Below are 25,611 nucleotides of genomic sequence, written 5' to 3'. Positions count from 1 at the left end.
GTTCGATGAAAAACAGTGCCCTCTTCGCCGCCGTTCTCGTTGCCAACCGCGGTGAAATTGCGTGCCGGGTGATCCGCACGCTGCGCGCCCTGGGTATCCGTTCGGTTGCCGTCTACAGCGATGCCGACGCCGGTGCCCGCCACGTGCGCGAAGCGGACCAGGCAGTGCGGATCGGCCCGGCTGCCCCTGCCCGGAGCTACCTCAACATCGATGCGATCATCGCGGCTTGCCGGGCGACCGGTGCGGATGCCGTGCATCCCGGGTACGGGTTCCTGAGCGAGAACCAGGCCTTTGCCCGCGCGCTTGAGGAAGCCGGGATCGTGTTCATTGGACCGCGGGTCCATGCCCTCAACGTCATGGGCGACAAGATCCGCTCAAAGAACCATGTCGGCGGCTTCGACGTGCCCGTGGTCCCCGGCATCGCGGAGTCGGGACTGAGCGACGAAGACCTCATCGCAGCCGCCGGTCAGGTTGGTTATCCGCTGCTCATCAAGCCCTCGGCAGGCGGCGGCGGCAAGGGCATGCACGCCGTGGAACGCGCTGCAGACCTCCCCGGCAGCCTCCAGACGGCTCGCCGTGTCGCTGCCTCCGCGTTCGGCGATGACACCCTCTTCCTCGAGCGGCTCATCCGTACGCCTCGGCACATCGAGGTTCAGGTCCTCGCTGACTCCTATGGCAACGTCATTCACCTGGGGGAGCGGGAATGCTCCCTGCAACGGCGGCACCAGAAGGTGATCGAGGAAGCTCCGTCGGCGCTCCTGGACGAAGCGACCCGCGAACGGATCGGCGAGGCGGCGTGCAATGCAGCTCGCAGCGTTGACTACGTCGGAGCCGGAACGGTGGAATTTCTCGTTTCCGACGACGCGCCGGACGAATTCTTCTTCATGGAGATGAATACCCGGCTTCAGGTTGAGCACCCGGTTACCGAAATGGTGACGGGCGTGGACCTCGTCGAGTGGCAGGTGCGCATTGCGGCAGGTGAGAAGCTCACGCTGGCGCAGGACGACGTCGTCCTCACCGGCCACGCCGTCGAAGCCCGCGTATATGCAGAGGACGCTGAGGCCGGCTTCCTGCCCGCGGCCGGCATAGTCGTGGACCTGTCCGAACCCCACGGAGAGGGCCTCCGGGTCGACAGCGCGCTGCTGCCGGGGCTGGAAGTATCGCCGACCTATGACCCGATGCTCTCGAAGGTCATCGCGTGGGCGCCGTCCCGCTCGGAAGCGCTCGACCGGCTGGATTCTGCGCTGACACACACCCGGGTAGCGGGGCTGCGCACCAACGTTGAGTACCTGCGGCTGTTGATCAACGACGACGACGTCCGCGCCGGCCGGCTCGACACCACCATGATTGAACGGAAGCTTCCGACTCTCGCCTTCCGGACGGCGACGGACGCGGAGATCGCTGTTGCCGCCGTCGTCCTGGCCGGTGGTGCCCCGCCCCCTGCCATGGCGGACTGCGCGGCCGCCGGTTCAGCGTCGCCGTGGCACTCCCGGGACGGCTGGCGGATCGGCGGGGTGCCGGCGGCACTCCCCGTTGAGCTCCAGGTCGGTAACACCGCGTCCCGGACTGTTCTTGTGCGGCGTAACGGTGCGCACAGCATCGTCGACGTCGGTGAAAACCGCTGCAAGATCTCCTGGCTCCCGTCAGTGGGCGGCAGCGGGGTGCCGCGCGCCGTCGTCGACGGCGTCACGCTGGGTACCCGCCTCGTCCAGGCCGGCGCCATCGTTTGGCTGACGGACGCCGGCTGGTCCCAACCGGTCCGGATGCTTGCGCGGGAGGAAATACTGCAGGCACAGCTGGCATCCATTGCCCGCACCGAAGGCGCCGCTGATCCTGAAGTGCGCTCGCCGATGCCCGGCACCGTCATCACGGTGAATGTGGCCGACGGCGAACTCGTCGAGGAAGGGCAGGTCCTGCTCAGTGTCGAGGCAATGAAGATGGAGCACCAGCTGATCGCCACCATCACCGGCACCGTTGCCGTCACCCTCAGCCCCGGCGACCTCGTAACAGCCAACCAGGTCGTCGCCCGAATCCACCCCGCATTGTCCGGCGAGCCAGAAGAACCCGCCGGCTCCGTCCCCACCGAACAGGAAGAACCCCAGTCATGAACTTTGAACTGAGCGAGGAATACCAGGACCTGGTCGATACCGTCCGGGAGTTCGCAGACCAGGTCGTAGCACCGGTCTCCGCGAAGCACGATGAAGAGCACAGCTTCCCGTACGGGGTCATCGCGCAGATGGGTGAAATGGGGCTGTTCGGGCTGCCATTCCCTGAGCAGTACGGCGGCATGGACGGCGACTACTTCGCGCTGTGCCTCGCCCTTGAGCAGCTGGCGCGGGTCGACCAGTCAGTCGCTATCACCCTCGAAGCGGGAGTATCGCTGGGCGCCATGCCGGTCTACCGGTTCGGCACCGAGGAGCAGAAGCAGCAGTGGCTGCCGATGCTGACCAGCGGCGAGGCGCTCGCCGGGTTCGGGCTGACCGAATCCGAGGCAGGCTCTGACGCGTCGGGCACCAAGACCAACGCCAAGCTGGTTGATGGGGAGTGGGTCATCAACGGCAGCAAGGAGTTCATCACGAACTCCGGAACCGACATCACCCGGCTCGTCACCGTCACCGCCGTCACGGACACCACCACGAGGGAGGACGGCTCGGTCAAGAAGGAAATCTCCACCATCCTCGTGCCGACCGACACGCCGGGCTTCACGGCGGAAAAGGCGTACAACAAGGTGGGCTGGAACGCTTCCGATACGCACCCGCTGACCCTGAAGGATGTACGCGTTCCCGAGGCGAACCTGCTCGGAACGCGGGGACGCGGTTACGCGAACTTCCTCCAGATCCTCGACGAGGGCCGTATCGCCATTGCCGCGCTCGCCACGGGTGCCGCGCAGGGCTGTGTTGAAGAGTCCATCCGCTACGCGAAGGAACGCCAGGCCTTCGGCACCAACATCGGCAGCTACCAGTCGATCCAGTTCAAGATCGCCCGCATGCAGGCGCGCGCCCACACCGCCCGGCTCGCCTACTACGACGCCGCGGCGCGCATGCTCGCCGGCAAGCCGTTCAAGACCCAGGCATCGATCGCTAAGCTGGTCGCAGGCGAGGCAGCCATGGACAATGCCCGCGACGCCACGCAGATTTTCGGCGGCTACGGGTTCATGAACGAGTTCACGGTGTCGCGCCACTATCGTGACTCGAAGATCCTTGAGGTCGGCGAGGGAACCACCGAAGTGCAGCTGATGCTCATCGCCCGTGAACTGGGGCTCTAGAGGATCGGCTCCGTCGAACAACAGTTGATACGCGCAGATCGAAACGCTCAAGGGAGAAGCAGTGATAGACAAAGTCGTCGCCTCAGCAGCTGAGGCCGTAGCGGACATTCCTGATGGAGCGTCCCTGGCCGTTGGCGGATTCGGGCTCTGCGGTATCCCCGTGGCGCTCATCGACGCGCTGCACAAGCAGGGAACCACAGAGCTCGAAACCATCAGCAACAACTGCGGTGTTGACGGCTGGGGCCTCGGACGGCTTCTCGACGACCACCGCATCCGGCGCACGATCAGCTCCTATGTCGGTGAGAACAAGGAGTTCGCCCGCCAGTACCTCGCGGGGGAACTGGAAGTTGTGCTGACACCGCAGGGCACGCTGGCAGAGAAGCTGCGTGCCGGCGGCGCCGGCATCCCCGCTTTCTACACGACGGCCGGCGTGGGCACGCAGGTGAGCGAGGGCGGCCTGCCGCAAAAATATGACGACGCCGGCAACATCGCCATTGCGTCGTCCCCAAAGGAAGTGCGGGAGTTCGGCGGGCAGGATTACGTGCTCGAGGAATCGGTAAATCCTGACTTCGCCCTCGTTCATGCCTGGAAGGGGGACCGTCACGGGAACCTCGTGTTCCACGCGACGGCCATGAACTTCAACCCGCTGTGTGCCCAGGCTGGCCGCATCACCATCGCCGAGGTGGAGGAGTTGGTGGAGCCCGGCGAGCTGGATCCGGAGCACATCCATATTCCGGGTATCTTCATCCAGCGCGTTGTCCATGCGCCGAACACCGAGAAGCGGATTGAGAAGCGGACAGTGTCCCTGGACAAGAACGAACCCTCCAGCCTGGCGAAGGAGCTTTGATCATGGCCCTGACACGAAATGAACTGGCCGCACGGGTGGCCCAGGAGCTAGAGAACGGGCAGTACGTCAACCTCGGCATCGGCATGCCCACGCTCATTCCCAATTACATCCCCGCCGGCGTTGAGGTGGTGCTCCACTCGGAAAACGGAATCCTCGGCGTCGGACCGTACCCCACTGAGGACCAGCTGGACCCGGACCTGATCAATGCGGGCAAGGAAACCGTCACCGTGAACGACGGCGCGGCCTTCTTCGACTCCGCTTCATCCTTCGGCATGGTGCGCGGTGGACACGTCGACGTCGCCGTCCTCGGAGCCATGGAGGTCGCCGCAAACGGGGACCTGGCCAACTGGATGATTCCCGGCAAGATGGTCAAGGGAATGGGCGGCGCCATGGACCTGGTGTTCGGGGCCAAACGTTTGATCGTGATGATGGAGCACGTTGACCGGAAGTCCAATCCGAAAATCGTTGAGCGGTGCTCGCTGCCGCTGACCGGCAAGGGCTGTGTGGACCGCATCATCACCGACCTGGCGGTCATCGATGTGGACTCCGAGCGCAACGGAGGAACACTGATCCTTCGTGAGACCGCTCCCGGGGTCAGCGTGGATGACGTGATTGCTGCCACCGGCGCTCCGCTCGAGGTTGATTTGAATGGGCAGGCCCGAAGTGAGCGCTGAGGACCCCGCGCCGGGCACCATCGTGCAGCGCGGCCTCTACTATGACGAACTGCAGACGGGCGTCGTGTACGCACATCGCCCGGGCAGAACGCTAACCGAAGCGGACAACGTCCTGTTCACCACCATGACCATGAACACGCAGGCGCTGCACCTCGATGCGGCGTGGAGCGGCGAGCAGCCCTTCGGTCAGCGGCTGGTGAACTCAATGCTCACATTGGCCACCGTCGTCGGGCAGTCAGTCGCCCAGCTCACGCAGGGGACTATCGTGGCGCAGCTCGGATTGACGGATGTTTCGTTTCCCAAACCCGTCTTTCACGGTGACACCCTCTACACGGAGACGGAGATCACGGAGAAGCGACCGTCGAAGTCCCGGCCCGGGCAGGGACTGGTAACCATGAAGCACACCGGACGCAACCAGGACGGCGAGGTGGTGGCGCTGGCCACGCGCACTGTCCTGATGTGGAGCGCCGGCGCGCATGGAGAGGGTAGGGGCGTTCATGACTGAGTTCGGAATGGGCCCGGCCCTCCTCTTTTGTCCGGCCGACCGTCCGGAGCGGTTCGGCAAAGCCGCTGAGCGCGCCGACGCGGTGATTCTCGATCTCGAAGACGCGGTGGCTCCGGACAGTAAGGCCGCCGCCCGGAAGGCGCTGATTTCGCATCCGCTCGACCCGGCAAAGACCATCGTGCGGGTGAATCCCGCGCAGAGCCACGAGTTCGCGCTCGATCTGCAGGCGCTTCGGGATACGCAGTACCGGACGGTCATGCTGGCCAAAGCTGAGGGCGGCGAAGACCTGTGGGCCCTCAACGGGTTCGATGTTGTCGCGCTCTGCGAGACGGCCCGCGGAGTCCTGAAGGCGACTGAGCTGGCTGAGGAACCCAACGTCGTCGCTCTCATGTGGGGAGCGGAGGATCTGGTTGCCTCGCTGGGTGGTACCGCAAGCCGCAAGGACGACGGCGGCTACCGCGACATCGCGATGCACGCCCGCTCAACGGTGCTGCTGGCGGCAGCGGCCGCAGGGAAGCAGGCAGTGGATTCGGTCTATGTCAACATCCCCGACGTGGACGGGCTTGCCGCGGAGGCGCGCGACGCCGTCGCTTCAGGGTTCGGTATGAAGGCCTGCATCCACCCCAGCCAGGTGGCGATCATCCGGGAGGCATACCGGCCCTCGGCTGACGAGGAACAGTTTGCGCGCGACGTACTGGCAGCGGCCCAGCACGAGGGCGGCGTCTTCACCTTCCGGGGCACCATGGTGGATGGGCCGATCCTCCGCCACGCAGAGCAGACCCTCCGGCGGGCGGGGCACCCCTAACCCCCTACTGCGTTGAGTTGGCAGGACACGCCCCGAATAGCCCGCCAAAAGGGGTGTGTCCTGCCAACTCAACGCATTGAAGTGAGGCGCTCAACGCATTGGGAGCGGTGCGGAATACTAGGAGGATGGAGTTTCCCCCTTCCCGGTCTGACCCCTCGCAGTCCGCCCCGCGCCGCGTGATCATTCTCGGATCCACCGGTTCAATCGGCACCCAGGCGCTCGATGTCATCGCGCAGTCGCCGCACCTGTTCTCGGTGGCGGGCCTGTCAGCCGGCGGTTCGAACTTGGCGCTGCTCGCTGATCAAGCGGTGAAGGCCGAGGCTCCGGCGGTGGCCGCAGCGGCCAGCTCCGAACAGGAACTGCACGCCGCAATCGCCGACGCCGCCTGCAAGGCGGGCAAGCCCTCGTACCAGCCGGAAATCTTCGCCGGCGCCGACGCGTCCGCGCGACTGGCAGCCTGGCCGGATGCCGACGTCGTCCTCAATGCCATCACCGGCTCGATCGGCCTGGCACCCACCCTCGCGGCACTGAAGCAGGGCCACCTGCTGGCGCTCGCCAACAAGGAATCGCTCATCGCCGGTGGGCAATTGGTCCACGACGCGGCACGTCCGGGGCAGATAGTCCCCGTTGACTCAGAGCATTCCGCCATTGCCCAGGCACTGCGCTCCGGAACCGCCGAGGAGGTCCAGCGCCTGGTGCTCACAGCTTCCGGCGGCCCGTTCCGGGGCCGGTCCCGCGCCGAAATCGCGTCGGTCACCCCGGCAGAGGCGCTCGCCCACCCCACCTGGGATATGGGGCTGATGGTCACCACCAACTCGGCCACCATGGTGAACAAGGCCCTCGAAGTGATTGAGGCGCACCTCCTGTTCGATGTGCCGCTGGACCGGATCGACGTCGTCGTCCATCCGCAATCCGTGGTGCACTCGATGGTGGAGTTCATCGACGGCTCCACGATCGCCCAGGCGTCGCCGCCGGATATGCGGCTGCCGATTGCCCTCGGTATCGGCTGGCCGAACCGCGTGCGCGGCGCCGCTTCAGCGTGTGACTGGACGAAAGCCACCTCCTGGACCTTCGAGCCGCTGGATGAGGACGCGTTTCCTGCCGTTGCGCTCGCGAAGGACGCAGCAGCGCGCGGCGGGACGTTCATGGCGGTCTACAACGCAGCCAACGAAGAGGCAGTAACGGCGTTCCACGCCGGACGGATCGGCTTTACGGATATCGTGGACACCGTGCGCGCCGTCGTCGAAGAACATACGAGCGAAGCGGACCTCACCCTCAAATCAGTGCTCGACGCCGAAACCTGGGCACGACGCAGCGCGCGGATTCGTTGTGGCTTCCAGGACTGAGACTTATCCACCGAGAAGGAACTGACGCGTGTCGATTTTGCTGTTTCTCGCCGGCGTGCTCTTCGTCGCCGTCGGCATCGCGGCCTCCATCGCGCTGCACGAAGTGGGCCACCTGGCACCCGCGAAGCTTTTCAAGGTCCGGGTCACGCAGTACATGATCGGGTTCGGTCCCACCATCTTCTCCCGCCGCAAGGGTGAAACCGAGTACGGCGTCAAAGCACTCCCATTGGGCGGTTACGTCTCAATGGTGGGCATGTTCCCGCCCGCAAAGGCCGACGACGGCGGTGCAACGGTCCGTCAGTCCAGTACCGGCATGTTCCAGCAGTTGGCAGCGGATGCCCGCCAGGCTGCAGCGGAGCAGCTCCAGCCCGGTGACGAGAACCGGGTCTTCTACAAGCTGCCTATCTGGAAACGTATTGTGATCATGCTCGGTGGGCCGCTGATGAACCTGCTGATCGGCATTGTGATGTTCGCGGTCCTCATCATGGGCTTCGGATCCGCGCAGCCCACCACCACCGTCTCCGAGGTCTACCAGTGCGTGGTTCCGGCCGATCAGCAGCAGGAGACCGGACAGACGGACTGCGGGCCCGCGGATCCGGCCGCTCCCGCCTTCGAGGCCGGCCTGCAACCGGGGGACCGGGTTGTGGCATTCGACGGCCGGGAAGTGACCGGCTGGACCGAGCTTTCTTCCTGGATCCGCGATGCTGCGGGCCAGGAAGTGCCGATCACCTACGTACGCGACGGTGAGACGATTACCGCAACCATCGAACCTTTGCTTACCGAGCGTCCGGTTCCCGACATCGACGGCAGGGCAACCCTGAACGACGACGGCACCCCTGTGATGCAGGAGGTCGGCTTCATCGGAGTTGGTTCCCAGCAGGAACTGGTGCCGCAGCCTGCATCGGAGGTGATGCCGGCGGTAGGCGAAAGCCTGGTCCGTGTAACCGGTGTGGTACTCAATCTGCCGCAACGCGTGGCGCAGGTCGCCGAAGCGGCGTTTTCCGATGCTCCGCGTGACCCGGAGGGCCCCATCAGCGTGGTGGGAGTGGGACGGATCGCCGGAGAGGTCTCGGCGATGGAGGAGATTCCGCTCGAGGCCCGCGCTGCAACACTCGTAGGTCTCGTTGGCGGCGTGAACCTTGCACTGTTTGTATTCAACCTGATTCCGCTCCTGCCGCTCGACGGCGGCCATGTCGCCGGCGCCCTGTGGGAGGGACTGCGGCGGTGGGTGGCGAAACTTTTCAAACGCCCGGATCCGGGGCCGTTCGACATGGCGAAGCTGTTGCCGCTGACCTACGCGGTTGCGGTGCTCCTGATGGGGATGGGCGCACTTCTTATCTATGCCGACATCGTGAAGCCGGTCGACCTCTTCGGATAGGTTGAATTTCAAAATTCATATCAGATAGGTTGAATTCGCGAAATCAACCTTATAACGTAGCACTATGTATGTGCTGACGATCGACCAGCGGAACAGCACCAATGAGCCCGACGGCGTTCCGAGTCTCCTGGCGTATCTGGACGGGGTGCCTACCGCGGTCCCCTTCGAGCGGTCGGTGGGAGATGAGATTCAGGGAATTCTCGTATCCGGCGAAGATGTCATCGAAGCGACGATGCGGTGTTTGCGCGCAGGCGGCTGGTACGTCGGCATAGGTATTGGAACGGTAGAGCTTCCCCTGCCCGCAACCCCGCGAGAGGGCAGGGGGAGTGCCTTCGTGACGGCGAGGACCGCCGTCGAGCGCGCAAAGAAAACAGGAGACCGGGCGCCTCTTGCCGTGGAGGGTGCAGACGGGGCAGCTGACGCTGAAGGCGTACTCTCCCTCATCGGTCGGTTCGTCATGCAGCGAACGGATGCGGAGTGGCGGATTCTGGACCTACTCGAACCACAGCAGCGCGGCAGCCAGTCAGCAGTGGCCCGCACACTGGACATCAGTCCGCAGGCTGTCAGCAAAGCGGTCTTCCGGTCAGCCTGGGTCGAAGAGTGGGCGGCCCGCCCCGCGGCCGCAGTATTGTTGCAGCTGGCAAGTGAAAATGCCGGGCACACCGCAGACGGGTTGAGGGAATAGTGGAATTTTTTTGGGGCTTTATGGCGCTTGTCGTTGCGGGGGCTCTGGGTTCTCCCATCACGCTCGCGGTCCTTCGCCTGGCACGCGCAGTGGATGACCAGAAAAACCTTCCTGCTCCGATCTCCGATGTAGAGGCGGTGCCGGTTGCCGGCGGGGAACAGGAAGCAGCGCTCGACGAGGCGGCTCCGGACACCCCGGGCGTTCTCCGGGGCGGGCTGGTCATCGGCATCCTTGAGCGGACCGGCGTGGCGCTCGCGATCCTCCTCAACGAACCCGTTGCTATTGCCTATGTTGTGGCGATCAAGGGCCTCGGGCGTTATGCGGAATTGAAGGAGACTCCTGCGGCGGCCGAACGGTTCATCATCGGTACGTTGACCTCCCTGCTGTGGGCCTGCGCTGTCGCGGGACTCACAGCTGTCTACCTGCTCTGATCACGTAGGGTGGACGTATGAGTGTTTACGCAGTCGAGTACGTTTACGGAGCCGAATCCGCAGCCAGCCGGGACGAACACCGCCCTGCACATCGGGAGTGGCTGAACCAGCTGGTCAGCCGGGGAAGCGTCCTCGCATCCGGGCCCTTCGTGGACAATGCGGGGGCACTGCTGCTCTTCGTCGCAGACACCGAAGCCGAGCTGAATGACCTGCTGAAGCAGGATCCATTCGCCGCGGCCGGCGTCATCTCTGCGGTGAAGTCAACGCAGTGGAACCCCGTAATCGGCGTTCTCGCCGAGCACGCGGATCGCTGACTGGTCGGCGACGATCAGCAACGTTTCCCCCGACCTTTAGCCACAAACCTATCCCTGGAGGATGCTTTGACCTCGGTCAACCTCGGAATGCCTGCCGCTCCGCCGCCAACCCTGGCTCCGCGGCGAAAGACCCGCCAGATCAAGGTGGGCTCAGTTGGGGTGGGATCAGACTCGCCCATCAGCGTGCAGTCCATGACCACAACCCCCACCACGGACATCAACGCAACCCTCCAGCAGATCGCCGAACTGACGGCGTCCGGCTGCGACATTGTCCGGGTCGCCTGTCCTTCGGCTGATGACGCCGAGGCGCTGCCCATTATCGCCAGGAAGTCGCAGATTCCGGTCATCGCCGACATCCACTTCCAGCCGAAGTACGTCTTTGCAGCGATTGACGCCGGATGTGCAGCGGTTCGCGTGAATCCCGGCAACATCCGGAAGTTCGACGACCAGGTCAAGGAAATTGCCGCCGCAGCGAAGGCCGCAGGAACGTCCATCCGGATCGGCGTCAATGCCGGGTCCCTCGACCCGCGCCTGCTGCAGAAGTACGGCAAGGCAACTCCGGAAGCGCTCGTTGAGTCCGCGGTCTGGGAAGCGTCACTGTTCGAGGAACACGATTTCCACGATTTCAAGATCTCCGTCAAGCACAACGATCCCGTGGTGATGGTCCGCGCTTACGAGCTGCTGGCCGAACGCGGTGACTGGCCCCTGCACCTCGGCGTGACGGAGGCCGGGCCGGCCTTCCAGGGCACCATCAAATCGGCCACAGCGTTCGGTGCGCTGCTTGCCAAGGGGATCGGCGACACCATCCGTGTGTCTCTCTCGGCGCCTCCCGTCGAAGAAATCAAGGTCGGAAACCAGATTCTGCAGTCGCTGAACCTGCGTCCGCGCAAGCTCGACATTGTCTCCTGCCCGTCCTGCGGCCGTGCCCAGGTGGATGTGTACACCCTCGCGGAGCAGGTGACCGCCGGCCTGGAGGGCATGGAGGTGCCCTTGCGGGTCGCTGTCATGGGTTGTGTGGTGAACGGACCCGGCGAAGCGCGTGAAGCGGACCTCGGCGTGGCTTCCGGAAACGGGAAGGGCCAGATTTTCGTCAAGGGAGAGGTCATCAAGACTGTTCCTGAGGACCAGATTGTTGAGACACTCATTGAAGAAGCAATGAGAATCGCAGAAGAGATGGGCGTAACCGATGGCGAAACTGCTGGCCCGGGTGGCCCCGTGGTTTCCGTCCGGTAAGCAGGCTGCGGGCGGGCTCGTGTTCCGCACTCTCGACGGGAAAGACACCCCGCATCTCTGGCAGCTGGTGAACTCGGACAGCACGGCCAATGTCTTCATGGCCGCGCATCTGGAGGCGGCAGGGACGGCCGCGCCGTCGTCGTCCGGGGGAGAGGTAATCGGCGCGTTCTACGGTTCGCACATGGTCTCCGCGTGCTGGACCGGGGTCAACCTCGTTCCGATCGGGATGGTAGGCAGTGACGCGGCCGCCCTGGGAACCCTGCTCGGCGAGAGCGGGCGGCGCTTTTCCTCCATTTTCGGCCCCGCGGCTTCCGTGATGGGCCTCTGGTCCACGTTGAGTTCCTACAGCGCGGAGCCCTTCGACGTCCGTGCCGAACAGCCGCTGCTGGAAATCCGGGAGCCTTCGTCGATTCCGCCGGCACCCACCCTCCGGCATACCAGGCCGTCCGAGCTGGAAAAGATCCTGCCCGCATGTGCTGCCATGTTCGAGGAGGAAGTCGGTTACTCACCGTATGTCGGCGGTGAGGAGCACTACCGCCGGCGCGTGGCGAGCCTGATTCGCAGGCGGCACTCGCTCGTGGATTTCGACGACGACGGCCAGGTGATCTTCAAGGCGGAGTTGGGCACGGTGTCGGCGGACACCGCGCAGGTTCAGGGCGTGTGGATCAACCCGGCCTACCGTGGGCAGGGGCTGAGCGCAGGGTACATGTCCGCCGTCGTGAATGAGGCGCTGAAGCTGGCGCCCGTTGTCAGCCTCTACGTGAACTCGTTCAATACACGGGCTTTGGCTCTCTACCGGACCGTCGGTTTCACCCGGACGGGTGAGTTCGCGACGGTGCTCTTTTGACCATGCGCGCTTTTTGGCCGTGCCTCCGTCCCGCAAGACCAGCCGTGAGCAGGGTTGCCCGTATCGTCGGCGGACTCGCCATTGTCACGGCCTTGGCGGGGTGCAGTTCGGAGCGCGCGGTGGAGGATCCCGCAACGCAGGAACCGGTAACGACGACGGCGCCCAGCCCTGCGGAGCCGGCCCCTTCGGCAACCCCGTCCGGGCCTTCGGTTCCTGCGGGCGACGGCTCCCAATTAAGTGCCGAACAGCTCGAAGCGGTGCTGGCCGCAGTCAACGAGGGCGAATCACTCAACGCCCAGATCATTTCCGATGCCGAGCTTCGTGCCCTCGAGGAGGAGGGCGCCCGTCGGGCGGAGGAAATTGCCGTGACCCCCGCGGAATGCAACATCTACGCCGAATCCAGTCCGGAAAGTTCCCTGATAGAGGCGAGCCGCGCGGCCATGACATTTGCGGGGGAGTCCTCGCTGCAGCCCGACACGGTCAGTCTGTCCGGTCTTCCGTCAGAGGAAGCAGCGGGCGCCCAGGTCCAGGCGAGCCGGGACCAGTTGAACACGTGTTCCGGATTCACGATGGAGATATCGAGCCAGGAGATCAGGACCACAGTGATGGAAGTCGAGGTGGAGACCGCGGCTGATGAGGATCTTGCCCTGCGTACCACCGCGCAGGTGCCTGGAACCGTGCAGGAATCCATCACGGTGCGGGCCGCTGTGGGCAGCACCGTCGTCGACGTGCTGGTAGGCGGATCGACCGATCCGGAAGCCGACGTTGACCGCGCCGAACTCCTGACGGATCTCGTGGTGGCCGAGCTCCGCGCGCCCTGAGCCTGCCTGTCACCGGCAACCCGCCGGACCGGTTAGATTGGTAGGTGTTGTTGCTGCCGCTCTGGTCCTTGAACCGCGGCAGAAAGTGCCAAAGAAACGGATTCCAAGCGTGGTCCTTCGACTCTCCACTCTTTTCCTTCGCACGCTGCGCGAAGATCCAGCCGAAGCTGAGGTGGCAAGCCACCGCCTGCTGTTGCGCGCGGGTTATATCCGCCGCGCCGCACCCGGTATCTACAGCTGGCTGCCGTTGGGCCTGAAGGTCCTTGCCAGGGTGGAAGCGGTCATCCGTGAGGAAATGGACGCAATCGGTGCGCAGGAGGTCCATTTCCCGGCGCTTCTGCCCAAGGAGCCCTATGAGGCAACCAACCGGTGGACCGAATACGGCGAAGGCATTTTCCGCCTGAAGGACCGCAAGGACGCGGATTACCTGCTCGCACCCACGCATGAGGAAATGTTTACCCTGCTGGTCAAGGACCTCTACAACTCCTACAAGGACCTGCCGCTCAGTCTCTACCAGATCCAGACCAAGTACCGCGATGAAGCACGTCCGCGGGCAGGGCTGCTGCGCGGCCGTGAATTCATCATGAAAGACTCCTACTCCTTCGACATCGACGATGCGGGGCTTGAGCACAGCTACGACCTGCATCGGGCGGCCTATCTTCGGATCTTTGCGCGGCTCGGACTGGACGTAATTCCGGTCGCCGCTACTGCCGGGGCGATGGGCGGATCCCGGAGCGAGGAGTTCCTGCACCCTTCCGAAATCGGCGAGGACACCTTCGTGGTGTCCGACGGCGGTTACGCGGCAAACGTGGAGGCCGTCACCACAGTGGTGCCTCCCGAACTGGACTACGCGGATGCCCCGCCCGCCGAAGTGCGGGACACGCCGGACACACCGACCATCGAAACACTGGTCGACCACGCCAACGACGTGCTCCCGCGTCAGGACCGGGCGTGGTCCGCCGCTGACACGCTCAAGAACGTAGTGCTGGCGACAGTCTTGCCTACCGGTGAGCGAGAGCTCGTTGTGGTGGGTGTGCCGGGCGACCGCAGCGTTGACCTGAAGCGCATTGAAGCCAATATCGGCGTCCATTTGTCAGTCAGCGGAGAAGTGACTGTCGAAGCGGCCACCGATGAGGACCTCAAGAAACATCCGGGTCTGGTCAAGGGCTACATCGGCCCGGGACTGAGCAGCGACGCAGCAGTGTTGGGGACCGAGGGCTCCACCGGCCTCACGTTCCTCGTAGACCCGCGCGTCGTCCGGGGCAGCACCTGGGTGACCGGCGCAAACGTCCGCGGGAAGCACGTCTTCGGTCTCGTTGCAGGCCGTGATTTCAACTGGGACGGCGTCATTGAATCCGTCGAAGTGCGTGCCGGCGATGAGGCACCTGACGGGTCAGGTCACCTGCGTGCCCAGCGCGGTATCGAGATGGGCCACATTTTCCAGCTCGGGCGGAAGTACGCCGAAGCACTCCATCTGAAGGTCCTGGACCAGAACGGCAAGCTGACAACGGTCACCATGGGCTCCTACGGCGTCGGTGTCACCCGGGCAGTGGCTGCACTGGTTGAATCCAACCGTGACGACAAGGGCATTATCTGGCCGCGCAACGTTGCACCCGCCGACATCCACCTCGTAGCGACGGGCAAGGGCGATGAAGTGTTCGCCGCGGCCGAGCAGCTAGCGGGCGAACTCGAGGGCAGGGGACTCAGCGTGATCTTCGACGACCGGCCGAAGGTTTCGCCCGGCGTGAAGTTCGGCGATGCCGAACTGATCGGTATCCCGACCATCGTCGTGGTGGGGCGCGGTTTGGCTGAAGGACTCGTGGAGGTCAAGGACCGCCGCTCCGGTACGAGCGAGAACGTGGCTGTCACCGACGTCGTCGATCATCTGCATGCGCTGATCAGCGCCTAAGGCGCGAAAGGATGTTGTCCGGGCTGGAGGAGATCCAGCTCTCTACCATTGTGCTTGTCGTGGTTGCCGGGTTCGCTGCCGGCTGGGTTGACGCCGTCGTCGGGGGCGGGGGACTGATCCAGTTGCCGGCGCTGTTGATGGTTCCCGGAATAACGCCCGTGCAGGCCCTGGCGACCAACAAGATGGGTTCCATCTTCGGCACCACAACGAGCGCGGTCACCTACTTTCGGCGTGCGAGACCGGATCTGCGGACGGCTGTGCCGATGGCGCTGATCGCGCTCGTCGGAAGCTTCGGCGGAGCCATTCTCGCTTCGTCCCTTCCGGCGTCGGTATTCAAGCCCATCATCATTGTTGCGCTCATCGCCGTCGCCGTGTTCACAGCGTTCCGGCCCACCGTCGGCACCCTCACCAAGCTCCGCTACACCGGCCACCGGCACTATGGGACGGCCGGTGCAATCGGCCTGGTCATCGGGTTCTACGACGGCCTCATCGGACCGGGCACGGGTTCCTTCCTCATCATCGCGATGGTCACCCTGCTCGGTTACAGCTTCCTCGGCGCCAGCGCGAAGGCGAAGATCGTGAACATGGCAACGAACTTCGGGGCCCTGGTGTTCTTCCTGCCCAACGGTTCGCTCCTGTGGGGCCTCGGCCTGATCCTCGGAGGGGCGAATATGGTGGGCGGCTACACGGGCTCGCGGATGGCAATTACCAAGGGCAGCACGTTCATCCGCGTGGTCTTCCTGGTCGTGGTCGGGGCGCTCATCCTGAAGCTCGGCTATGACGTGTGGGTGGAAAACATCCGCTGAGGTTAGTCAGGGTGCGGACAACCGTTCCGCCGGCGGCAGGTTCAGCAGAGGTTTGCGCAGCAGGTTGCTTGCCACCCAGAGCGAGCGGTCGGCGTCGCCGGCTTTTCCTTCCCGCAGGTACCCCAACGCGTTGTCCACCTCACGGACCACCGACCAGTCCCGGGCAAGCATGGGATCGAGTCCCGCTGCCAGCGCGAGGTCAGTACAGCGGTCGCGCAAGTGTGCGGCGGGGTCGGCGGCTGAAAGCTCACCGATCCGGTTCCAGAGCATCGGCGCCACCGCGAACTCCGCATCGCCCAGGACCGGTTTGGGGTCGATGGCGAGGAACTGCCGTGGGCTTTCCAGGGCCGGCAGGATGTTGAGATAGTGCAGGTCCGAATGCACCAGCACATCATGGTCGCGGCGCCGTCCCACCGCGCCATGCACCTGGCACACCTCGAGCGCATACTCCAGCAGCCAGCGGTCAAAGGGACGCCCGAGAGTTTCCCACTCAAGCGGCAGCGTATCGGTCCATTGCTCCGCCTGATCCGCCACCGACGGCAGGGAAAGCCATCGCGGGTCCCTTGTGCGCGGGTTGTCGATCGCACCGGCGGGCGCGATGGACAGCCTGCGCATCACAGACCCCCAGACCTCGGTGGTTTCAGCAAGCGGGAGCGCCGCCAGAGAGGAATCCCCGTCCAGCCGTTCAAGCAGCAGCACGAAGTCATCGCGCGCACTGTCCAGGAGTTCGACGGCGCCGCGTCCGTCCCACAGTGCCAGCGCGTCAGGTTCGGAAACCGCTTCCGGATGCGGGGCAGTGATCTTGAGGACGGCCGGCCGCCCGTCCGCGCAGGCGACCGGAAGCACGACGGCGCAGTGTCCGCTCCACGGCGCAACGCCCGGCTCAAGCTCAAGAACCAGGTCCCAGGCTTCAAGGTAGCGGTTTGCGATGCTGCCCCAGCTGTCCAGCCACGCCCTGCCCCCGGGCAGGATCAACACCTTGCGCATCAACGTGCGCGGAAGCTCGATATTGCGTGCGTCCACCCGCCAAGACTAGCTGGCGGGGTCCTGAAGCCGCGGGTACTCGGCCGGGTCGATTCCCGGGAGAACCTCGAGCTCAGCAGCATCGGACTCAACCAGACCCTGCGCGGTTTCCGCCAATTGCCGGAGAGCCCACTCCCGCACGGGTCCCGGCGCGCTCACGCCCACGAGGTCCGTATAGGTGCCGACCAGCGCGGCTTCCAGCTCCCGCAGCGCCGTGTCGGGACCGGACGAGAAGCTCGCATCCAGCGCATAGGCGGCGGACGGCAACGGGCCGGCCAGGCAGTGCTGGGCGAGGATCTCTGAGCCCTCCGCAGCTGAACCCTCGTGGGCCGCCATTCGGTCGAGAAGGGCTTCGGGGTCGTCGGCACGCGCCGCAACGATTTCATAGGCGTACGACGCCCGTTGTTCAGCCAGCACTGCGGTCCGCGCGCCGTCCAGGCCGTGGTCCGGTGTGAGTGTCGTCTGCGTCGGGCAGTTGGGGGCGGCGCCGTCGTCGTACCGGGTTTCCGGTACCGGGATCACAGGTACGGTAACGCCCAGATCCTCGGCCAGTGCGCGGCTCCTAAGCCACTGGGCGGTTGCTGCGGAAGCCAGTACCCGGGCCGGTCCGGCGTCGACGACGGCTGCCGCGGCAAAGGCGCTGGTGTAGGAGTGTGTGAGATTGGTCAGGAAATCAGCAGGCGAGGGGGCTACCGGCGCGGCGGACGGCAATGTCGGCGACGGGGAGCCCGCGGGGGAGGAGGCAGGAGACGGGGATTCGCCGGTGCTTGCGGCGGGACGCAGGGCAGACGCGTGCAGGTCGAGCATCTCCGCCATTGCCTCATAGTCGGCTTCGACCGCTGGAGCGGACGTTTCCAGTAACCGGGCGGCCGCCGCAAGCGCCTGCGCGGAAGCCGCACCCTCGCTGAGGGCAAGTTCAGCGGCGCTCGGTTCTGCATTCGGGGCACCCTTCCCGATGACAAGGCCGATTGAAGCCACGAGCAGAAGGACGAGCAGCAGGACCAGGGTGCGAAGAACGCGCCTGACCGCTGCACCGAATCCGCTGCCGGTTGCGGCCGAACGGTCCCTCGAGTGCATCACAACCGATCATCATGCCATGCACAAGAGCGTTCCGGGTGCCATTCACCGACCTGTCATAAAGTCGTTAGGGTAGTAGCTACAAGATCATCGAGCGGGAGGCGGCCATGGCGGTTCGGTCGGGCAAACAGACTACTGCCGGCAGGCAGACCATTCCGGCGCACCCAGGGAGCGCGGCTTCCGCGCACGTCGACGCGGCGGCTGAGGCTGCGCGGCTCCATGAGTTCCTGCGTCCCACCGTGGAACAGCACAACCTCATCCTGGAAGAGGTGGAAGTCCGCCTCGCGGGCAGCCACCGGACGCTGCATGTAGTGGTGGATCTGCCGGGCGAGGGCATTGAGGGCGTTAGCCTCGACGCCGTTGCCGAGGTATCGCAGAGCGTCTCCGATGCCCTCGACGATGATCCAGGGGATGACGGACGTCCCTACGATCTGGAGGTCTCCTCGCCCGGTGTGTCGCGGCCGCTTACCCAGCCGCGCCACTGGCGCAGGAACATCGGCAGGCTCGTCGACGTCAAGCTTGCTGACGGTGAAGTGCTGGAAGGCAGGCTGACCGATGCCGGTGAAGCCTCAATGTCCCTCACGCCGCTGATCGCGGTCAGGAAGGGCACCAAGCCGAAGTTCGGCCAGAGCCGGGAGGTTCCCTATGACAGCATCCGCAAGGGTACAGTCCAGGTTGAATTTGCCCGCGATGATGCCGAGGAATCCGGCGGCGACAATGACTGATTACCACCGCTGGTTGCTGAGGAGGCCCCAATGGATATAGATATGAGCGCTCTGCGGCTACTGGAACGGGAACGCGAGATCCCCCTGGATCTGTTGATCCCCACCATCGAGCAGGCCCTGCTGGTTGCCTATCACAAGACCACAGGAGCACAGGAGACAGCCCGGGCGCAGCTGGACCGGCGGACAGGCCACGTCACCATCTGGGCTACCGAGGTCGACGACGACGGCGTGGCAGTAGGCGAGTATGACGACACGCCCACGGGCTTTGGCAGGATCGCTGCAAGCACCGCCCGCCAGATCATTCTTCAGCGGCTGCGCGATGCTGAGGACGACAACATCCTCGGCGAGTTCCGGGGCAAGGAAGGCGAGCTGGTAGCCGGCCTTATTCAGCAGGGCAACAATCCGCACATGATCCAGGTCAACCTCGGCTCAGTTGAGGCGCTGCTTCCGCCGCCCGAGCAGGTCCCGGGGGAGAAGTACCTCCACGGGACGCGCCTGCGCGCGTTCGTGGTTGACGTGCATCGCGGAATGAAGGGGCCCTCGATCACGGTCTCGCGTTCACACCCCGGGCTTGTGCGGAAACTGTTCGAGCTCGAGGTGCCGGAAATCGCGGACAAGAGCGTAGAGATCGTTGCACTCGCCCGGGAAGCAGGGCACCGCACCAAGATCGCGGTGAAGGCGCATGTTCCGGGAGTGAACGCAAAGGGCGCGTGCATCGGAGAAATGGGATCGCGGGTGCGGGCCGTCATGAGCGAGCTCAACGACGAGAAGATCGACATCGTCGACTACAGCGATGATCCCGCAACGTTCATTGCGAGTTCACTCTCGCCGTCACGGGTTTCGTCCGTGACCATCACAGATGAGAAAACCCGCAGTGCGCGGGTTGTTGTACCGGACTACCAGCTGTCCCTCGCCATCGGCAAGGAAGGGCAGAATGCGCGGCTCGCCGCCAAGCTGACCGGATGGCGCATCGATATCGCGTCCGACGCCGCGGGCGCCTGAAACCCCGCGGCTCGCCTTTGTACACGGCCGATGCGTCATATCGACGTGCATGGCGCTAGAATGGATAGGGCTTATGTCGTTACGCCACCAACCGGTTCGAACCTGCATCGGTTGTCGAGGCCGTGACGACCAGGCCAATCTGGTTCGATGGTCAGAGATCAGCCACAGCGGCGTCAAAGTCGCTGAGGTGGATTCACACCGTCGGCTGGAGGGCAGGGGTGCCTGGTTGCACCCCCGGCCGTCCTGTGTGGAGATTGCGCTTAAACGCAAAGCGTTCAACCGCGCCTTTCGGGGTGTGATTGACACGCGAGGCGTTGAGCAGTGGCTTCACACACTCAAGGGTGCCTCCTGACGGAGGTTCCCTGCACGTACACCGTCCTCCCTGAAAGCGGGTCAGAAAACTGATGGAAACCCGATGAGTACCCAGCGATGAGTGCCCAACGATGAACAATCTGTTGAGCTCTGCAATCAGCGCGTCAGCTGCTTCGGCGGTTGGGGTCTGCAGTAGGAATTAGACGGTTCGCTCCTGACTCGGTGCGGACCGAGACAGGAGAAATGTGGCCAAGGTCCGCGTACACGAGCTCGCCAAAGAGCTCGGAATTACCTCGAAGGATGCAGTAGCAAAACTGCAGGAACTGGGCGAATTCGTCCGGTCGGCATCCTCAACCATTGAAGCGCCCGTCGTGAAGAAACTTCGCGGCGCGTTCCCCGATGCCCCGGCGGCAGCGAAAGCTCCCGCGTCGGCACCGGCACCGGCGCGTGCATCCCAACCCACTCCCAAGGCAGCTACGCCGAGGCCCGCGCCGGCAGCTCCGGCGCCCGCCCCGGAAAAGCCTGCTGCTCCGGCAGCTGATGCTCCCCGCGAGCAGGCTCCCGCAGCCCCTGCTTTCCAGGCACCCGAGCCGCCAAAAGCAGAGACAGATACAGGTGCCGGCACCGGCTCAGCAACGAGCAGTGACTCCGACACCGAACGCAAGCCATCTCCGGCTCCGGCCCCCAAGCCGGCAACGGCAAGGCCAACCTCGGCCCGCCCGGGAGCGGCACGCCCAGGGGACCGCTCCGGCGCCCCCCGTCCGGGCAACAACCCCTTCGCAACGTCCCAGGGCATGCCAAGGGGTGGCCGCGGTGACGGCGACCGCTCCGGTGGTCCTCGTCCGGGCAACAACCCGTTCGCGCCCTCGCAGGGAATGCCACGCCCCGGTGGACGTCGTGACGACGAGCGCAACTCACGTCCCGCAGCCGGTGCAGGCGGTCCCCGTCCCGCAGCCGGTGCAGGCGGTCCGCGCCCTGCTGCAGGTGCAGGCGGTCCCCGTCCGGGCGCACCCCGCCCCGGTGGTGCCGGTGGTACTCGACCTACTCCGGGCATGATGCCCAACCGCACTGAGCGTCCGGCTGCTCCCGGTCGTGGTGGAGCTGCCGGCGCAGGCGCCGGGCCCCGTCGTGGCCCCGGGGGAGCTCCCGGCGCAGGCGGCGGAGCCCCGGTCGGCGGCGGTTTCGGTAAGGGTGGCCGCGGACGCGGCGGCACTGCCGGCGCATTCGGCAAGGGCGGAGCCGGTCGCGGCAAGCAGCGCAAGTCGAAGCGCGCGAAGCGGCAAGAGCTCGAGCAGATGTCAGCTCCCTCGCTGGGCGGCGTCAGCGTTCCCCGCGGTGACGGCAGCACCATCGTGCGGCTCCGTCGTGGATCCTCGATCACCGACTTCGCCGAGAAGATTGATGCGAACGCCGCAGCGCTGGTCACCGTGCTGTTCCACCTCGGTGAGATGGCTACGGCAACGCAGTCGCTGGACGAAGCTACCTTCGAGGTGCTTGGCGCGGAGCTCGGCTACAAGATCCAGGTTGTGTCCCCTGAGGATGAGGAGCGCGAGCTGCTCGACAACTTCGACATCAACCTCGATGCCGAACTTGCCGCCGAGGGTGACGAGCAGCTTGAAGCACGTCCGCCCGTAGTGACCGTCATGGGTCACGTCGACCACGGTAAGACCCGGCTGCTGGATGCCATCCGCAAGTCGAACGTTGTGGCCGGCGAGCACGGCGGCATCACGCAGCACATCGGCGCATACCAGATCGACCACGAGCACGAGGGCGACAACCGTCCGATCACCTTCATCGACACTCCGGGTCACGAGGCGTTCACCGCCATGCGTGCCCGTGGTGCGAAGGTCACCGACATCGCTGTGCTGGTAGTGGCAGCGGACGACGGCGTCATGCCGCAGACCGTTGAGGCGCTCAATCACGCCCAGGCTGCCGGCGTGCCAATCGTGGTGGCAGTGAACAAGATCGACAAGGAGGGCGCCAACCCGGACAAGGTCAAGGGCCAGCTCACCGAGTACGGCCTGGTTCCCGAGGAGTACGGCGGCGACACGATGTTCGTGCACGTTTCGGCGCTGCGCGGCGAGGGAATCGACGAACTGCTCGAAGCAGTACTGCTGACCGCGGATGCTGCACTCGACATGCGTGCCAACCCGAACAAGGACGCCCGCGGTATCGCGATCGAGGCGAACCTTGACAAGGGCCGCGGTGCGGTTGCCACCGTGCTGGTCCAGTCCGGAACGCTGGTCGTCGGTGACACCATCGTCGCGGGCGTCGCCCACGGTCGTGTCCGTGCAATGTTCAACGAGAACGGCGACAACGTCACCGAGGCGGGTCCGTCCCGTCCGGTACAGGTACTGGGTCTGTCGACGGTTCCCCGTGCAGGCGATACCTTCCTCGTCACGCCCGATGAGCGCACGGGCCGCCAGATCGCCGAAAAGCGTGAAGCTGCGGACCGCAATGCGGCACTGGCCAAGCGCCGCAAGCGCGTCAGCCTGGAAGACTTCGACCAGGCAGTCGCCGAGGGCAAGGTTGATACCCTCAACCTCATCCTCAAGGGTGACGTCTCCGGTGCCGTTGAAGCACTGGAAGACTCGCTGCTCAAGATCGATGTCGGCGAGGGAGTCGCACTGCGCGTTATCCACCGCGGTGTCGGTGCCATCACGCAGAACGACGTCAACCTGGCAACGGTGGACAACGCGATCATCATTGGGTTCAACGTCAAGCCGGCCGAGCGTGTGGCCGACCTCGCTGAGCGCGAAGGTGTGGACCTGCGCTTCTACTCGGTCATCTATGGAGCCATCGACGACATCGAGCTCGCACTCAAGGGCATGCTCAAGCCGGAGTACGAGGAAGCGCAGTTGGGCACGGCGGAGATCCGGGAAGTCTTCCGGTCGTCCAAGTTCGGCAACATCGCGGGCTCGATCGTCCGTTCCGGCGTTATCCGCAGGAACTCGAAGGCACGTCTGATCCGTGACGGAGTGGTGGTTGGCGACAAGCTCACGGTCGACACGCTCCGCCGCTTCAAGGACGACGCCACCGAGGTCCGCACGGACTTCGAGTGCGGTATCGGCCTCGGGTCGTTCAACGACATCCGGGAAGGCGACACCATCGAGACCTACGAGATGCGTGAGAAGCCTCGGGTCTAGGCTCGTTTCAGGCGGGGCCGCTGCATGCAGCGGCCCCGCCTCCTGCCCATACCGACGCCGGGGCATCTGCGCCGTCGTCGTTATAGCTCCCCTGGGGGAGGAAGTAAGGAGAAGTCATGGCAGACGCCGCACGCGCTGCACGGTTGGCGCAGCGCATTAAGGTCATTGTCGCCGAGGCCCTTCGCCGGCGGGTCAAGGACCCCCGTCTCGAAGCGGTCACCGTCACCGACGCCCGCGTCACCAACGATCTGCAGCACGCCACGATTTACTACACGGTGTTCGGCGAAGCCGAGGAGCAAGCTGCGGTGCACAAGGCGCTCGAGTCGGCGAAGGGAGTGCTCCGCTCGGAAGTGGGCCGGAACATCACCGCACGGCTGACGCCCACGCTCGAGTTTGTACCGGACGAGATCCCGGTCAACGCGACCCACCTGGAAGAGCTGCTCCGTACCGCCAAGGAACGCGACGCGGAAGTAGCTGAACTTGCAAGGAAGGCCGCCTTTGCCGGCGACGCCGATCCTTACCGCAAGCCGGGCGAGGACGACGAACGGGACGAAGACTCCCTGTAGCGTCCTGTCGGTTCATCAGGCGTGCGTTATTAAGCGTCCGGAAAGCCTGCTCACTGATGTGAGCAGGCTTTCCTCTTCTGTAAATGCCTCGTAGCGGTGGGCCGGGCAGGTTTCCTGACGCACCTATACTGGAAGGCGTGAATTCAGGGCAGGTCCACTCAGGACTAGTGATAGTGGACAAGCCGCAGGGCTGGACCAGCCATGACGTTGTGGGCAGAATGCGGCGCCTTGCCGGAACCCGGAAGGTGGGACATGCCGGCACCCTCGATCCGATGGCCACCGGAGTCCTCGTGGTGGGGGTCAACCGGGCAACCCGCCTCCTGACCTACATTGTCGGAACCTCGAAGACCTATACCGCCACCATTCGCCTGGGCCAGTCGACGATCACTGACGACTCCGAGGGCGAGGTAACAGCCGAGACCTCCGCTGCTGCGGTCTCACCTGACGCAATACAAGCGGCCGTCGCAGAACTGACCGGTCCCATCAGCCAGATTCCCAGCAGCGTCAGCGCCATCAAGGTGAAGGGTGAACGGGCCTACAACCGCGTGAGGGCGGGGGAGGACGTCGTGCTGCCGGCGCGGCCGGTGACCGTGCACAGCTTTGACGTCGCTGATATCCGGCGCGAAAACGGCGGCGTGGTGCAGGACGTCGACGTGACCGTGAAATGCAGTTCCGGAACATATATTCGCGCGTTGGCAAGGGACCTCGGTACGGCGCTCGGCGTCGGAGGCCATCTGACAGTTCTGCGCCGCACGCAGGTCGGCCCGTATACGCTCGACCAGGCATCAACCCTGGAGGAACTGGCCCAGGACCTCAGGCTGCTCGGCATCGACGAAGCAGCACGCGCACTGTTCCGTGTTCGCGAGTTGAGCGCGGCGGAAGCATTGGACCTTTCACACGGCCGGCGGATCGGTGCGGGTACGGCGGCTGAACCTGCTGATTCGTCCTCCGAGGAGCTCAACCAGCGCCCCGTCGCAGCTTTCGGCCCTGATGGTGTGTTGATCGCACTCCTCGAAGAGCGGGGTAGCGAGGCTAAGCCGGCGCTGGTTTTCGCGCCCGGTGAGTCGGGTAGCTGATGATCGTGGACGGATTCTTCGTAGCGGGCACCGTCGTGTGCCTGGTCTCGACCCTGCTCTGCATTGGTGCGGCGGTCATCAGGCAGCCGCCCAACGATGTGACCATCCTCGCCGTGGCGGCCGTGGAACTGTTCCTGCTGGTGTATCTGGTCGCAGGAATTGTGCGGCAGGCCGGCGGGGAACCCGTCACCGGTGAGGTCTGGGAGTTTTGGGGCTACCTGCTGACGGCGCTGCTGATTCCAGTGGGCGCGTTCTGGTGGGCAATCCTCGAGCGTTCGAGATGGAGCAACCTGGTTCTGGGTGCGGTGGGGATAACGATCTTTGTGATGCTGTATCGGATGGAGCAGATATGGGACGGAGCAATGCCGGCGTGAGAACGCACGGTGAAGCCGCCGGTACGTTGAGCCGGGGACCGGGCCGCCTCCTGATTGCTGTGTACGGCGTTTTCGCGCTGGCGGCCACCGCGCGCGCAGCCTTTCAGATTGGGACCAAATTCTCCGAGGCTCCGCTGGCCTATGCCCTGACGGCGATCGCCGCCATTGTGTATGTGTTCGCCACGGTGTCCCTGAGCCGCCCGGGGCCGCGTTGGTACCGGCTGTCTGTTGCTGCCGTGGGCCTGGAACTGGTCGGTGTGCTCACCGTTGGCACGCTCAGCGTCGTCGACCCGGTTCTCTTTCCCGCTGACACGGTGTGGTCCGGATATGGCCGGGGTTACGGATTTGTTCCGCTGATTCTGCCGGTGCTTGGTCTGTGGTGGCTGTACCGGCACCGTGCCGCATCTTCGGAACGCGCTCCAGCACAGGCGCGTCCGGAGTGAG

Annotated in this window: 26 protein-coding genes; 24 read left to right on the top strand and 2 right to left on the bottom strand. The window is 64.8% G+C overall.

Features of this window, described 5'->3' with window-relative positions:
- Positions 1-5 precede the first annotated feature (5 nt).
- The 16 genes from Q0877_RS01915 (at position 6) to Q0877_RS01840 (ending at position 15,866) form a co-directional block, all read left to right on the top strand.
- Complete coding sequence (locus Q0877_RS01915; protein WP_299165375.1) at positions 6-2,108, top strand: biotin carboxylase N-terminal domain-containing protein; 2,103 nt, start codon at positions 6-8, stop codon at positions 2,106-2,108.
- On the top strand, positions 2,105-3,265 hold the full coding sequence (locus Q0877_RS01910) for an acyl-CoA dehydrogenase family protein (RefSeq protein ID WP_299165373.1): 1,161 nt from the start codon (positions 2,105-2,107) through the stop codon (positions 3,263-3,265). Before Q0877_RS01915 ends, Q0877_RS01910 begins: the two co-directional genes overlap by 4 nt.
- 61 nt (positions 3,266-3,326) lie before the next feature.
- Positions 3,327-4,112 (top strand): CoA transferase subunit A, encoded by a 786-nt coding sequence (locus Q0877_RS01905; RefSeq protein WP_299165372.1) that lies wholly within the window; start codon positions 3,327-3,329, stop codon positions 4,110-4,112.
- 2 nt (positions 4,113-4,114) lie between these two features.
- Positions 4,115-4,786, top strand: coding sequence for a CoA transferase subunit B (locus Q0877_RS01900; RefSeq protein ID WP_299165371.1), 672 nt, complete (start codon positions 4,115-4,117; stop codon positions 4,784-4,786).
- The gene (locus Q0877_RS01895) at positions 4,761-5,291 is read left to right on the top strand and encodes a MaoC family dehydratase (protein WP_299165370.1); all 531 of its coding nucleotides are present in this window, start codon (positions 4,761-4,763) and stop codon (positions 5,289-5,291) included. Before Q0877_RS01900 ends, Q0877_RS01895 begins: the two co-directional genes overlap by 26 nt.
- On the top strand, positions 5,284-6,096 hold the full coding sequence (locus Q0877_RS01890) for a CoA ester lyase (RefSeq protein ID WP_299165369.1): 813 nt from the start codon (positions 5,284-5,286) through the stop codon (positions 6,094-6,096). The genes Q0877_RS01895 and Q0877_RS01890 overlap by 8 nt, the downstream gene beginning before the upstream one ends.
- Positions 6,097-6,221: 125 nt before the next feature.
- Entirely contained in the window at positions 6,222-7,442 is a 1,221-nt protein-coding gene (gene dxr, locus Q0877_RS01885; RefSeq protein ID WP_299165368.1) for a 1-deoxy-D-xylulose-5-phosphate reductoisomerase, read from the top strand.
- Between the two features lie 28 nt (positions 7,443-7,470).
- Entirely contained in the window at positions 7,471-8,820 is a 1,350-nt protein-coding gene (locus tag Q0877_RS01880) for an RIP metalloprotease (protein ID WP_299165367.1), read from the top strand.
- Positions 8,821-8,884: 64 nt separating this feature from the next.
- Positions 8,885-9,505, top strand: coding sequence for a MarR family transcriptional regulator (locus Q0877_RS01875; RefSeq protein WP_299165366.1), 621 nt, complete (start codon positions 8,885-8,887; stop codon positions 9,503-9,505).
- Entirely contained in the window at positions 9,505-9,936 is a 432-nt protein-coding gene (locus tag Q0877_RS01870) for a hypothetical protein (protein ID WP_367182106.1), read from the top strand. The genes Q0877_RS01875 and Q0877_RS01870 overlap by 1 nt, the downstream gene beginning before the upstream one ends.
- A gap of 17 nt (positions 9,937-9,953) precedes the next feature.
- Positions 9,954-10,250, top strand: coding sequence for a YciI family protein (locus tag Q0877_RS01865; protein WP_299165365.1), 297 nt, complete (start codon positions 9,954-9,956; stop codon positions 10,248-10,250).
- A 66-nt stretch (positions 10,251-10,316) separates the two neighbouring features.
- Positions 10,317-11,483: a flavodoxin-dependent (E)-4-hydroxy-3-methylbut-2-enyl-diphosphate synthase gene (ispG, locus tag Q0877_RS01860; RefSeq protein ID WP_299165364.1), complete on the top strand. Its 1,167-nt coding sequence runs from the start codon at positions 10,317-10,319 to the stop codon at positions 11,481-11,483.
- Entirely contained in the window at positions 11,437-12,330 is an 894-nt protein-coding gene (locus tag Q0877_RS01855; RefSeq protein WP_299165363.1) for a GNAT family N-acetyltransferase, read from the top strand. The genes ispG and Q0877_RS01855 overlap by 47 nt, the downstream gene beginning before the upstream one ends.
- 44 nt (positions 12,331-12,374) lie before the next feature.
- Positions 12,375-13,151, top strand: coding sequence for a hypothetical protein (locus tag Q0877_RS01850; RefSeq protein ID WP_299165362.1), 777 nt, complete (start codon positions 12,375-12,377; stop codon positions 13,149-13,151).
- Between the two features lie 109 nt (positions 13,152-13,260).
- Positions 13,261-15,060 (top strand): proline--tRNA ligase, encoded by a 1,800-nt coding sequence (locus tag Q0877_RS01845; protein ID WP_299165361.1) that lies wholly within the window; start codon positions 13,261-13,263, stop codon positions 15,058-15,060.
- Between the two features lie 11 nt (positions 15,061-15,071).
- The gene (locus Q0877_RS01840; RefSeq protein WP_299165360.1) at positions 15,072-15,866 is read left to right on the top strand and encodes a TSUP family transporter; all 795 of its coding nucleotides are present in this window, start codon (positions 15,072-15,074) and stop codon (positions 15,864-15,866) included.
- 6 nt (positions 15,867-15,872) lie between these two features.
- Here Q0877_RS01840 and Q0877_RS01835 read toward each other — a convergent pair whose 3' ends face one another.
- Together Q0877_RS01835 and Q0877_RS01830 are read right to left on the bottom strand one after the other, a co-directional pair.
- Positions 15,873-16,889 (bottom strand): aminoglycoside phosphotransferase family protein, encoded by a 1,017-nt coding sequence (locus Q0877_RS01835; protein WP_299165359.1) that lies wholly within the window; start codon positions 16,887-16,889, stop codon positions 15,873-15,875.
- Between the two features lie 9 nt (positions 16,890-16,898).
- A complete protein-coding gene (locus tag Q0877_RS01830) occupies positions 16,899-17,966 on the bottom strand; it encodes a DUF4439 domain-containing protein (protein WP_299165570.1) in 1,068 nt (355 codons plus the stop codon).
- A 107-nt stretch (positions 17,967-18,073) separates the two neighbouring features.
- Here Q0877_RS01830 and rimP point away from each other — a divergent pair, with 107 nt between their 5' ends.
- The 8 genes from rimP (at position 18,074) to Q0877_RS01790 (ending at position 25,610) form a co-directional block, all read left to right on the top strand.
- A complete protein-coding gene (rimP, locus tag Q0877_RS01825; protein ID WP_299165357.1) occupies positions 18,074-18,691 on the top strand; it encodes a ribosome maturation factor RimP in 618 nt (205 codons plus the stop codon).
- A gap of 30 nt (positions 18,692-18,721) precedes the next feature.
- The gene (gene nusA, locus Q0877_RS01820) at positions 18,722-19,693 is read left to right on the top strand and encodes a transcription termination factor NusA (RefSeq protein WP_299165356.1); all 972 of its coding nucleotides are present in this window, start codon (positions 18,722-18,724) and stop codon (positions 19,691-19,693) included.
- Between the two features lie 49 nt (positions 19,694-19,742).
- Complete coding sequence (locus Q0877_RS01815) at positions 19,743-20,045, top strand: YlxR family protein (protein WP_367182105.1); 303 nt, start codon at positions 19,743-19,745, stop codon at positions 20,043-20,045.
- A gap of 205 nt (positions 20,046-20,250) precedes the next feature.
- The gene (gene infB / locus Q0877_RS01810) at positions 20,251-23,151 is read left to right on the top strand and encodes a translation initiation factor IF-2 (RefSeq protein WP_299165353.1); all 2,901 of its coding nucleotides are present in this window, start codon (positions 20,251-20,253) and stop codon (positions 23,149-23,151) included.
- Positions 23,152-23,267: 116 nt separating this feature from the next.
- The gene (gene rbfA, locus Q0877_RS01805; protein WP_299165351.1) at positions 23,268-23,717 is read left to right on the top strand and encodes a 30S ribosome-binding factor RbfA; all 450 of its coding nucleotides are present in this window, start codon (positions 23,268-23,270) and stop codon (positions 23,715-23,717) included.
- A gap of 137 nt (positions 23,718-23,854) precedes the next feature.
- A complete protein-coding gene (gene truB / locus Q0877_RS01800; RefSeq protein ID WP_299165348.1) occupies positions 23,855-24,793 on the top strand; it encodes a tRNA pseudouridine(55) synthase TruB in 939 nt (312 codons plus the stop codon).
- Positions 24,793-25,167, top strand: a complete 375-nt coding sequence (locus Q0877_RS01795) for a hypothetical protein (protein WP_299165346.1) — start codon at positions 24,793-24,795, stop codon at positions 25,165-25,167. The genes truB and Q0877_RS01795 overlap by 1 nt, the downstream gene beginning before the upstream one ends.
- Complete coding sequence (locus tag Q0877_RS01790; protein ID WP_299165345.1) at positions 25,143-25,610, top strand: hypothetical protein; 468 nt, start codon at positions 25,143-25,145, stop codon at positions 25,608-25,610. Before Q0877_RS01795 ends, Q0877_RS01790 begins: the two co-directional genes overlap by 25 nt.
- Position 25,611 lies beyond the last annotated feature (1 nt).

Origin of the sequence: uncultured Arthrobacter sp. (genome assembly GCF_947495145.1) — a bacterium.
Lineage (GTDB): Bacteria > Actinomycetota > Actinomycetes > Actinomycetales > Micrococcaceae > Arthrobacter_D.
Note: the sequence above shows the minus strand (reverse complement) of the source record. Positions and strands in the feature narration are given on the sequence as shown.

Coding starts and splice junctions, on each gene's coding strand:
- Q0877_RS01915 (WP_299165375.1), top strand. CDS start 6: ATGAAAAACAGTGCCCTCTTCGCCGCCGTTCTCGTTGCCAACCGCGGT.
- Q0877_RS01910 (WP_299165373.1), top strand. CDS start 2,105: ATGAACTTTGAACTGAGCGAGGAATACCAGGACCTGGTCGATACCGTC.
- Q0877_RS01900 (WP_299165371.1), top strand. CDS start 4,115: ATGGCCCTGACACGAAATGAACTGGCCGCACGGGTGGCCCAGGAGCTA.
- Q0877_RS01895 (WP_299165370.1), top strand. CDS start 4,761: ATGGGCAGGCCCGAAGTGAGCGCTGAGGACCCCGCGCCGGGCACCATC.
- Q0877_RS01890 (WP_299165369.1), top strand. CDS start 5,284: ATGACTGAGTTCGGAATGGGCCCGGCCCTCCTCTTTTGTCCGGCCGAC.
- dxr (WP_299165368.1), top strand. CDS start 6,222: ATGGAGTTTCCCCCTTCCCGGTCTGACCCCTCGCAGTCCGCCCCGCGC.
- Q0877_RS01875 (WP_299165366.1), top strand. CDS start 8,885: ATGTATGTGCTGACGATCGACCAGCGGAACAGCACCAATGAGCCCGAC.
- Q0877_RS01865 (WP_299165365.1), top strand. CDS start 9,954: ATGAGTGTTTACGCAGTCGAGTACGTTTACGGAGCCGAATCCGCAGCC.
- Q0877_RS01855 (WP_299165363.1), top strand. CDS start 11,437: ATGGCGAAACTGCTGGCCCGGGTGGCCCCGTGGTTTCCGTCCGGTAAG.
- Q0877_RS01840 (WP_299165360.1), top strand. CDS start 15,072: ATGTTGTCCGGGCTGGAGGAGATCCAGCTCTCTACCATTGTGCTTGTC.
- Q0877_RS01830 (WP_299165570.1), bottom strand. CDS start 17,966: ATGCACTCGAGGGACCGTTCGGCCGCAACCGGCAGCGGATTCGGTGCA.
- rimP (WP_299165357.1), top strand. CDS start 18,074: ATGGCGGTTCGGTCGGGCAAACAGACTACTGCCGGCAGGCAGACCATT.
- nusA (WP_299165356.1), top strand. CDS start 18,722: ATGGATATAGATATGAGCGCTCTGCGGCTACTGGAACGGGAACGCGAG.
- Q0877_RS01815 (WP_367182105.1), top strand. CDS start 19,743: ATGGCGCTAGAATGGATAGGGCTTATGTCGTTACGCCACCAACCGGTT.
- rbfA (WP_299165351.1), top strand. CDS start 23,268: ATGGCAGACGCCGCACGCGCTGCACGGTTGGCGCAGCGCATTAAGGTC.
- Q0877_RS01795 (WP_299165346.1), top strand. CDS start 24,793: ATGATCGTGGACGGATTCTTCGTAGCGGGCACCGTCGTGTGCCTGGTC.
- Q0877_RS01790 (WP_299165345.1), top strand. CDS start 25,143: ATGGGACGGAGCAATGCCGGCGTGAGAACGCACGGTGAAGCCGCCGGT.